The organism is Pseudomonas sp. SB113, from assembly GCF_040754745.1.
GTDB classification, from domain to species: Bacteria; Pseudomonadota; Gammaproteobacteria; order Pseudomonadales; family Pseudomonadaceae; genus Aquipseudomonas; species Aquipseudomonas grimontii.
Genome location: NZ_JBFMHW010000062.1, coordinates 1 through 969 on the forward strand (window position 1 = coordinate 1; position 969 = coordinate 969).

1 protein-coding gene is annotated in these 969 nt (G+C 66.4%); it reads left to right on the forward strand.

The window, feature by feature from the left end:
• On the forward strand, positions 1-947 hold a 947-nt coding region (locus AB1462_RS31395; RefSeq protein WP_367248950.1), incomplete at its 5' end, for a GspE/PulE family protein.
• Positions 948-969 lie beyond the last annotated feature (22 nt).

The following is a 969-nucleotide window of genomic DNA, read 5'->3' on the forward strand; positions in this document are numbered from 1 at the left end:
TGTCGCGGATCAAGATCATGGCCCAGCTCGACATCGCCGAAAAACGCCTGCCCCAGGACGGGCGTATCGCCCTGCGCGTGGCCGGGCGACCCATCGACATTCGTGTCTCGACGGTGCCCACCGGGCATGGCGAGCGCGTGGTGATGCGCCTGCTCGACAAACAGGCCGGGCGCTTGCAACTGGAGACCCTGGGCATGGAGCCGCAGTTGCTCGCCCGCCTCGACACCCTGATTCGCCAGCCCCACGGCATCGTGCTGGTCACCGGGCCCACGGGCAGCGGCAAGACCACCAGCCTGTACGCCGCGTTGGCACGGCTGGATGCGAGCACCAGCAATATCCTCACCGTGGAAGACCCGGTGGAATACGACCTGCCGGGCATCAGCCAGATCCAGGTCAACGCCAAGATCGACATGACCTTCGGCCTGGCGCTGCGGGCGATCCTGCGCCAGGACCCGGACATCATCATGATCGGTGAAATCCGCGACCTGGAGACCGCGCAAATCGCGGTGCAGGCCTCGCTCACCGGGCACCTGGTGCTGGCGACCCTGCACACCAACGATGCGGTGTCGGCGGTCAACCGCCTGATCGATATGGGCGTCGAGCCATTCCTGTTGGCCTCGTCACTGCTGGGCGTCCTGGCGCAACGCCTGGTCCGCCGCCTGTGCCCGCATTGCAAACAGGAAGACCCCGCCGCGCCTGGCACCTGGCGCCCGGTGGGCTGCGCGCAGTGCAATCAGATTGGCTACAGCGGGCGGACCGGTATCCATGAATTGTTTTGCGTCGACGACGAGGTGCGTAGCTTGATCCACCAGGGCGCCGGCGAGCAGGATCTGCGCGTGGCGGCGCGCCGTGCGGGGATGTTCAGCATGCGTGAAGACGGTGAGCGCTGGGTGCGCAGTGGCGCCACCGCGCCGGAAGAAATCCTGCGCGTAACACGGGACGCCTGATGAATCGCTATCGCTATGAAGC